We start from the raw sequence: 8,442 nt of genomic DNA, 5'->3' as shown, positions 1-8,442 counted from the left end.
GGCGCCAGTGTTTTGGTCTCCTCCCCCCTTGCGGGGGAGGGACAGGGTGGGGGGTATCTTCCCGCACCGGCCCGTCGGTCCCGTTGTCGTACCGCCCCTATCCCCGCGACGCCGCAATCGTCTCCGCCAGCAACCCGCCCATCCGGCTTTCCGGCCGCCCGAGATCGCGGACGATGGTCATGTGGTCGAGTTCGGGCAAGGTGATCCGCTCGTAGTTGAGGCCGCGCCGCTCGGCGGCAAAGCAGAGGTCCTGCGCCTGCAAGTGAAACGGCTCGGTCTCGTTGTGGCCGACCGCCACCACCACCTCGGGACCGGCCAGTTGCTCGGCGCCGAGCGGCGAGAAGCTCGCGACCTCCTCGTTGGTGAGCGACAGGCTGGGCTGCAGGTAGCTCTGGGTGATGGGGCGGAGGTCGTAGAGGCCCGAGACCAGCAGCAGGGACTTCACCGGGATGCCGGGTGCATGCGCCTCGTGCGGGGCGCGGGCGGCGAGATAGCTCGCGAGGTGCCCGCCGGCCGAATGCCCCGAGGCCGAGAAGGCATTGGGGTCGCCGCCGAAGCTTGCCGCATTGGCCACCAGCCAGCGGGCCGCCTGCCGCACCTCGTCCACCAGCTGCGCCAGGCGGGCATTGGGGATCAGCGTGTATTCGACGATCGCCGCGATGGCGCCGCTCCGGGTGATGGTCTCGGCCGGAAAGGCGAACATGTCCTTGTCGTTCAAAAACCAGTAGCCGCCATGGATGAACATGTGGATCGGCAGCGGCCCGGTGGCGTTTTCGGGAAAGAACAGGTCGAGCCGCTGCCGGGGACCATCGCCATAGCTGAGGTCGAGCCGGCTCTTCAGGGTGGCGCGGGTGCGGGCGCTGGCGGCGAGATTGCCAGTCTTTACGGCCTCGAAGTCCGGCACCAGGTTGGGAATGTCGAACGGGTCGATGGCGGTCACGGCGTACTCCCTCAGGCTCCACCAACCCGAGCCCGACCCAACGGCCAAGTCAAGCACCCCAAACGTTGCAGCGGTCGCCCCCAGGGAACTTACGGACCAGCAAAGTTCTCATTTTGTCCCCCGGCCGATTCGATTAGTGTGGCCCGCCTCAGAGTATGGGAACCACGATGTCCGATTACGTTATCGCGCCGCCGCCGCAGCCTGTCGTCCCCGTCGCCGGCGGGGGGCTGTTCCCGGTCCGCCGCATCTATTGCGTGGGCCGCAACTATGCCGAGCATGCGCGCGAGATGGGGCACGATCCCAATGCCGAGCCGCCGTTCTTCTTTGCCAAACCCGCCGATGCGCTGGTGATCGAGGGCGCCGACTCGCCTTACCCGTCCGAAACGAGCAACCACCACCACGAGATCGAGTTGGTCGTCGCCATCGGTACGGGCGGCAGGAACATTCCCGTCGCCGAGGCGATGCGCCATGTCTGGGGTTATGCGGTCGGTATCGACCTGACCCGCCGCGACCTGCAGGCCTGGGCCAAGAAGGGCGCCAAGCCGTGGGAGGTCGCCAAAGGCTTTGACCATTCCGCCCCGATCGGCACGCTGGTCCCAGCCGCTGATGTCCCGACCCCGCTGAAGGGCGCCATCGAGCTCCGGGTCAACGGCGAGACCCGCCAGTCGGCCGATATCGCCGACATGACCTGGGACCTGCCGCACGTCATTGCTGAGCTCAGCAAGTATTTCGAATTGTTCCCCGGCGACCTGATCTTCACCGGTACGCCGGCCGGGGTTTCTGCCGTGGTCAAGGGCGACCTGCTCGAAGGCTCGATCGCTGGCATCGGAAGCGTCACGGTGCGCATCGGCTGATGGAGTGGTCGCCGCAACAGGATGAAGCGCTGCAGGCGGTGTCGCGCTGGCTGAAGGACAAGGACGGCAAACAGGTCTTCCGCCTGTTCGGCTGGGCCGGCACCGGCAAGTCGACGCTCGCCCGCCATCTCGCCCAGGGGGTGAAGTCGGTGAAATATGCCGCCTTCACCGGCAAGGCGGCGATGGTGATGCGGAAATACGGGGCGCGCGGCGCCTCGACCATCCACTCGCTGATCTATGCGCTGGTCAGTGAGAAGGACGGCGAGCCGAAATTCGCGCTCGACCCGGAGAGCGAGGCGCTGACCGCCGACCTGATCGTCATCGACGAAGTCTCGATGGTCGACGAGCAGCTCGGCCGGGACCTGCTCAGCTTCGGCACCAAGGTGCTGGTGCTGGGCGATCCGTTCCAGCTGCCGCCGGTGCAGGGCGCCGGCTTCTTCACGGCGGACGAGCCCGACTACATGCTCACCGAGATCCACCGCCAGGCGGCGGACAATCCGATCATCCGCATGTCGATGGAGATCCGTGAGGGCGGCTATCTCGAGCATGGCCGCTATGGCGAGAGCCTCGTCATCCCGCGCGCCGATGTCGACCGCGACGCGGTAATGGAAGCCGACCAGGTGCTGGCCGGCCGCAACAAGACGCGCGTCGCCTATAATGACCGCATTCGCGAGATCAAGAACCTGCCGCGGCACGAGCCGGTCTCCGGCGATCGCCTGGTCTGCCTCAGGAACAACCCGATCAAGAAGCTGCTCAACGGGCAGATCTGGACTGCTGCCGAAGTGAAGAAGCGCTCCAATGCCCGTTACTCCATGACGCTCGACCCCGACGAAGTCACCGGCGCCAAGGCGACGCAGGCCAAGGTGGTGACGCACGCGGCGTTCTTTTCCGGCGAGGAAGACCAGCTCAGCTGGCCCGAGCGCCGCCAGTATGACGAGTTCACCTTCGGCTACTGCCTCACCGTGCACAAAGCCCAGGGCAGCCAGTGGGAAGACGTCTACCTGTTCGACGAGAGCTATGTTTTTCGCGAGGACCGGCAACGCTGGCTTTATACCGGGGTTACCCGCGCCAGCGAGAAGATCACCGTGGTGTCCTGACCGGCCGAACGGTTAACGAGGCGATAACGCGACATTTTGCACGCTGGTGCCTTGGCAGCAGGACGGCGCGCGAAAATGATGCAACCCCTCCGATTTCTCGTGTCTCCCAATCAGGGCGGCTGGACGCTGAGCGTCGGCCCTACCGTCCTCGCGAGCCACTCAACCCTGGATCGGGCGGTTCGCGCTGCGGTCGACATGGCCCGCCGGACCAGGGGCAACAACCGAGTCTTCCTTGAAAGCGAGGATGGGCAGGTGCAGCAGCACTGGCCGGCCTGACGACGGGCGCCGAGCCGTCTCGCTCAGCCGTTCTATCCGCCATGCCGGGAACATCTGCCCCATGACGGCAGCCATCTGCGTGTCGGCTCGCATGAGCCGCACTGCGTAACCGGGCTCGATGCTGACGATGCTGGGAAGCTCCTCGGACTGCACCACGATGCTGCTGAACATACCGAAGCGCCTGATGTCGCCCCTTGGCAATTGCACGATGTAAGCGATCACCTCCACCACCTCCGAGCCCAGAGAGTAAGGCGGTCGTGCTGACCGTTGCCTGACTGCCCGGGTAGCGGTTTGTTAACTCGGATGGCGCCGCGGGCAGCGGCCTGGTGTCGGCAAGCGCCATCCGCGCCAAGTTAAGGGTGACCCGCGGCATGAGTTCAGCACCAGCCGCACCCAAGAACTCGATGTCATCCCGGCGAAGGCCGGGACCCATCCTGAGATGCGGCGGCACTTGCGCAGGTCCCACACCATCTCAGGATGGGCCCCGGCCTCCGCCGGGGCGACACCGTGGGTGGGGAGACAGCTGTGACAATAGCCAGCATCTGTTGTCGGGCTTTCGAAGCGGAAAAGTCTGCAACTTTTCCTGAAAGCGCTTTAGGGTCCGCGCCGACATTTCCTGGAGGGTAGCATGGACTATCGATTGCTCGGCCGTTCCGGCCTCAAGGTCTCGTCGCTGTCGATCGGCACGGCGACATTCGGTGGTGACGGCTTGTGGGGCGATACCAACGTCAAGGAGGCGCAGCGCCAGATCGATCTCTGCCTCGACCATGGCGTCAACCTGATCGACACCGCCAATGTCTATTCGGGCAGCGTTTCGGAGACGATCATCGGCGAGGCGCTGACCGATGGCCGGCGCGACCGGCTGCTGATCGCCACCAAGGTGCGCTTCCCCAGAGGCAAGGGACCGAACGATCGCGGGCTCAGCCGCTGGCACATCATCCGCGAGGCGGAAGCATCGCTCAAACGGATGAAGACCGACGTCATCGACCTCTACCAGGTGCATGAATGGGACGGGCAGACGCCGCTCGAGGAAACGCTGGAGGCGCTCGATACGCTCGTCCGCTCGGGCAAGGTCCGCTATATCGGCTGCTCGAACTATTCGGCCTGGCACCTGATGAAGGCGCTCGCCACCTCCAACGAGCGCAACTATCAGCGCTTCGTTTCCCAGCAGATCCACTACACGCTGCACTCGCGCGAGGCCGAGTTCGAGCTGATCCCGGCCGGCCTCGACCAAGGCGTCTCGGTGCTGGTGTGGTCGCCGCTGGCCGGCGGCTGGCTGTCGGGCAAGTACACCCGCAACTCGAAGCCGAGCGATGGCCGCCAGGTGCGCGGCTTCAAGGAGCCGCCGATCTACGATCCGGAACACCTGTGGAAGATCGTCGACGTGGTCAACGAAGTCGCCGGCGCTCACGGCGTCTCCGGCGCGCAGGTGTCGCTGGCCTGGTTGCTGAGTAAGCCGATCGTCGCCTCGGTGATCGTCGGCGGCCGCAATATCGGACAGTTCGAGGATAACCTCAAAGCCGCCGAGCTGCAGCTCACAGCCGAAGAGCTGGGCCGGCTCGACGCCGTCAGCCAGCCGAACCTGCCCTACCCCTACTGGCACCAGAGCTTTACCGCACAGGACCGCATGGGCGAGGCCGACCTGGCGCTGCCCCGGCCCTACCTCGACAAATGATGCGATGTGCGGGCGGGCCGATCTCCCCCGCCCGCACAATCCTGAACTGCAGCGTCATGTTTTCTTGACTAAGTTTAGAACCGTTATAAACTGTGGACGGTTCCAGACCCCATCCAGCCGCAAAGATCCCTTGATGTCCGGGCTTTGCGTGGGGAAGCAGCAAGAAGTCGGCGTGACGCGCCGAATCGGAGATTCGATGAGACTGACTCGCCAGTCCAACTACGCCATCCGCACGCTGATCTATTGTGCGGTCAATGCACCCGGCCTGAGCCGGGTCGCCGACATCGCCAGGGCGCATGCGATTTCGGAACTGTTCCTGTTCAAGCTGATCAAGCCCCTGGTCGAAAACGGCCTGATCGAGACGGTGCGCGGCCGCCGCGGCGGCATCAAGCTCGGCCGTCCGGCCGAGGAGATCACCCTGCTCGATACGGTGCGGCTCACCGAAGAGAGTTTCTCGATGGCCGAGTGCTTCGAGGATGGCGACATCACCTGCCCGCTGGCCGACAGCTGCGACGTCAATGCGGCGCTGCGCGAGGCACTGGGGGCGTTCTTCAACGTACTCGAGAGCTACACCATCGCCGACCTCGCTTCGAAGCGGAAGTCGCTGCGCGATCGGCTGGGCCTCAAGTTCGAAGACATGGAACCGGTGCTGATCCGCGAAGCGGCGCACTGAGCCCACTGAACTAAGCGGCGGATGCCGGACCGACTCCAACCGTCCGGCATCCGCCCTTTCGCCACACGCGCCCGACCCGAGGGCGTTGATCGTGCGGCGGAACCCAGTCTCTCTCTGGGGTTGCCGGCAGGCAGGCCAAGGGTCCGAGCGAGCGGGCCCTCAGGCACATGTCGGCTGAAATCTGTCAGGATCTGCCCCACCTGCGGGGTAGAGCCCGACAGGCTCTCGAACTGGCCGATAAGCCGGTTCCAGCGCCTGTCGGTTTGGTCTTAGAGCGCCTTGGCCTTGCAGGCATGGCCGGCTTCAACACCGCCGGGGATGGCGTTGGAAACGAACACGCTCTTGCCGGCGGCGAGATCGGCGAGGAGGGTGTAGGTGCCCTTGGCGTAGGTGTCCGGCAGGCTCCACTTGACCTGGGTTCCGGCCTTGAGCACGGCGACGCCCTTGTTGATGACGAAGATATCGTCGGGGAATTCGCCGCTGGCCAGCTGGCAGCCGGCGATCTTGCCGAACTTGTAGATCGGCTTGCTGTCGACGACAGTGTTGCCGGCCTGGGCGAACGAAGTCATGAGAACCAGCCCGGCCACAGCCACGCCGGCGATTTTGGTGAACGAAGTCATAGTCGTCTCCTGCCGGATGGAGCGGGCAGAACCTCCTGGTCCGGCATCTACCGCATCCGCTGCCTCCGGGGGCGTCAGCGAACGGCGCAGTTAATGCCAAACCTGGTTTGAACAAGTTCTGATCCCTACATTTAGGCTCCGTTCATCCACTCTTGCCGCTCGAGCAACGGTATTGACGCCGATAGTCCGGTGATTCTCCGGCATGTCTGGCCGCGCCAGCAGGACCTGCTCCCGTAGGGAGCAGCGGCGTGGCGGGATGCGTTGATCTCCGGGCCTTCACGTGCTCTATGCCGCCCGACCCCTCTAGACCCCGGACTTCCCGATGGCCGCCGCGCCCATTCTGTTCCTGCAGCAAATCCGCCTGAGACTCGGCTCGACCGAGTTGCTGGAGGGCGCCGAACTGTCGCTGCTGCCCGGCGAGAAGGTGGCGCTGGTCGGTCGCAACGGCTCGGGCAAATCGACGCTCTTAAAGATCGCTGCCGGGGAGATCGAGCCGGATGGCGGCCGGCGCTTCCTGCAGCCGGGTGCCACCATCCGCTACCTGCCGCAGGAGCCGGACCTCTCGGGCTATCCCAACGTCCTTGCCTATGTCGAAGCCGGCATGCAGGCGGGCGACGATCATTACCGCGCCACTTACCTGCTCAACGCGCTCGGCCTCACCGGCAACGAGGAGCCGCATCGGCTCTCCGGCGGCGAGGCGCGCCGCGCCGCGCTGGCGCGGGTGCTGGCGCCTGAGCCCGACATCATCCTGCTCGACGAGCCGACCAACCATCTCGACCTGCCGGCCATCGAGTGGCTGGAGAACGAGCTCTCCAGCATCCGCTCGGCGCTGGTGATCATCAGCCACGACCGACGCTTTCTCGCCGACCTCACCCGCTCGACCGTCTGGCTCGACCGCGGCGTCACCCGCCGCCTCGACAAGGGCTTTGGCGGCTTCGAGGAGTGGCGCGACCAGGTGCTGGAGGAAGAGGAAACCGCCCGGCACAAGCTCGACCGGCAGATCGTTCGCGAAGAACACTGGCTGACTTACGGCGTCACCGCCCGGCGTAAGCGCAATGTGCGCCGGCTCGATGGGCTGTTCGCGCTGCGGCAGGAACGGCGCGACCTGAAGCGCGGCGTCGGCGAGGTGAAGATCTCGGTCGCCGAGGGCGAGACCTCCGGCAAGATGGTGATGGAGGCCAAGGACATTTCCAAGGCCTTTGGCGAGCGCGTCATCGTCAAGGATTTCACCACAAGGGTGATCCGCGGCGACCGGCTGGGGATCATCGGCGCCAATGGCGCGGGCAAGACCACCCTGATCAAGCTGTTGACCGGCGAGCTGCCGCCCGACAGCGGCACGGTGCGGCTCGGCGCCAATCTCGAACTCGCGAGCCTCGACCAGCGCCGCGCCTCGCTCAGCGCCGACATGACGCTCAAGGAAGCGGTGACCGGCGGCGGCTCGGATACGCTCATCATCAACGGCCAGCCCAAGCACTTCATGGGCTATCTGAAGGACTTTCTGTTCGGCCCCGAGCAGGCCGGTACCGCGGTCAGCAAGCTCTCGGGCGGCGAGCGCGGCCGGCTGGTACTGGCGCGCGTCCTGTCGCTGCCCTCGAACGTCCTGGTGCTGGACGAGCCGACCAACGACCTCGATCTAGAAACGCTCGATCTGCTGCAGGAAATGCTGGCCGACTATCCGGGTACAGTGATCGTCGTCAGCCACGACCGCGATTTCCTCGACCGGGTCGCGACCTCAGTGGTGGTGTCGGATGGCGGCGGGCAGTGGACCGAGTATCCGGGCGGCTATTCCGACATGGTGAGCCAGCGCGGCTTTGGCGTCACGGCGCCGGTGGGAGGCGCCAAGCCCAAGGGCGGGCGACAGGCAGCGCTGCCGCAAACCACGTCGCACCCCGCCGCAAAGCAGAAGCTCAGCTTCAGGCAGAAGCACGCGCTCGAGACGCTGCCCAAGGAGATCAGGAAGCTCGCAGCCGAGATCGCCAAGCTCAACGCGACGCTGGCCGATGGCAGCCTCTATGCCCGCGACCCGCAGAAGTTCACCGAGACCGGCAAGGCGCTGGAAAAAGCCCAGGCGGCGCTCGGCAAGGCCGAGGACGAGTGGCTGGAACTCGAGGCGCTGCGCGAGGAGATCGAGGGGTAGAACTGACTGATAGAGACGGCCCCCTCCCGGCCTCCCCCATAAAGGGCCTGTTGCGCAAAGGGTGGTTTCGGCAGGTTGGTTGCGATTGGGCGAGCGGGATGGGCCAGGTGAGGGTGACCCGGTCGTATTTGTGCGCGATGTCGGCTGTTCTTGGGTTTGCTTGGTGGCCT

The 8,442-nt window shown here is 65.4% G+C and carries 8 protein-coding genes; 6 read left to right on the top strand and 2 right to left on the bottom strand.

Features of this window, described 5'->3' with window-relative positions:
- Positions 1 to 97: 97 nt before the first annotated feature.
- The gene (locus VW23_RS00290; protein ID WP_069907606.1) at positions 98 to 940 is read right to left on the bottom strand and encodes an alpha/beta hydrolase; all 843 of its coding nucleotides are present in this window, start codon (positions 938 to 940) and stop codon (positions 98 to 100) included.
- Positions 941 to 1,107: 167 nt separating this feature from the next.
- Between VW23_RS00290 and VW23_RS00285 the strand changes: the two genes are divergently transcribed.
- The 5 genes from VW23_RS00285 to rirA all read left to right on the top strand — a co-directional run bounded on the left by VW23_RS00285 (position 1,108) and on the right by rirA (position 5,515).
- On the top strand, positions 1,108 to 1,794 hold the full coding sequence (locus VW23_RS00285) for a fumarylacetoacetate hydrolase family protein (RefSeq protein ID WP_069907605.1): 687 nt from the start codon (positions 1,108 to 1,110) through the stop codon (positions 1,792 to 1,794).
- Positions 1,794 to 2,891 (top strand): ATP-dependent DNA helicase, encoded by a 1,098-nt coding sequence (locus VW23_RS00280; RefSeq protein WP_069907604.1) that lies wholly within the window; start codon positions 1,794 to 1,796, stop codon positions 2,889 to 2,891. The genes VW23_RS00285 and VW23_RS00280 overlap by 1 nt, the downstream gene beginning before the upstream one ends.
- Positions 2,892 to 2,966: 75 nt before the next feature.
- On the top strand, positions 2,967 to 3,167 hold the full coding sequence (locus tag VW23_RS29740) for a DUF2188 domain-containing protein (RefSeq protein ID WP_084645383.1): 201 nt from the start codon (positions 2,967 to 2,969) through the stop codon (positions 3,165 to 3,167).
- Positions 3,168 to 3,795: 628 nt separating this feature from the next.
- The gene (locus tag VW23_RS00270) at positions 3,796 to 4,842 is read left to right on the top strand and encodes an aldo/keto reductase (RefSeq protein WP_069907602.1); all 1,047 of its coding nucleotides are present in this window, start codon (positions 3,796 to 3,798) and stop codon (positions 4,840 to 4,842) included.
- Between the two features lie 196 nt (positions 4,843 to 5,038).
- Complete coding sequence (rirA, locus tag VW23_RS00265) at positions 5,039 to 5,515, top strand: iron-responsive transcriptional regulator RirA (RefSeq protein ID WP_069907601.1); 477 nt, start codon at positions 5,039 to 5,041, stop codon at positions 5,513 to 5,515.
- A gap of 269 nt (positions 5,516 to 5,784) precedes the next feature.
- Here the strand turns inward: rirA and VW23_RS00260 are convergent, their stop codons facing one another.
- Positions 5,785 to 6,135, bottom strand: coding sequence for a hypothetical protein (locus tag VW23_RS00260; protein WP_069907600.1), 351 nt, complete (start codon positions 6,133 to 6,135; stop codon positions 5,785 to 5,787).
- Between the two features lie 322 nt (positions 6,136 to 6,457).
- Between VW23_RS00260 and VW23_RS00255 the strand changes: the two genes are divergently transcribed.
- A complete protein-coding gene (locus VW23_RS00255; protein ID WP_069907599.1) occupies positions 6,458 to 8,272 on the top strand; it encodes an ABC-F family ATP-binding cassette domain-containing protein in 1,815 nt (604 codons plus the stop codon).
- The last annotated feature ends 170 nt before the right edge of the window (positions 8,273 to 8,442 follow it).

Origin of the sequence: Devosia insulae DS-56, assembly GCF_000970465.2 — a bacterium.
Taxonomy (GTDB): Bacteria; Pseudomonadota; Alphaproteobacteria; order Rhizobiales; family Devosiaceae; genus Devosia_A; species Devosia_A insulae.
Note: the sequence above shows the minus strand (reverse complement) of the source record. Positions and strands in the feature narration are given on the sequence as shown.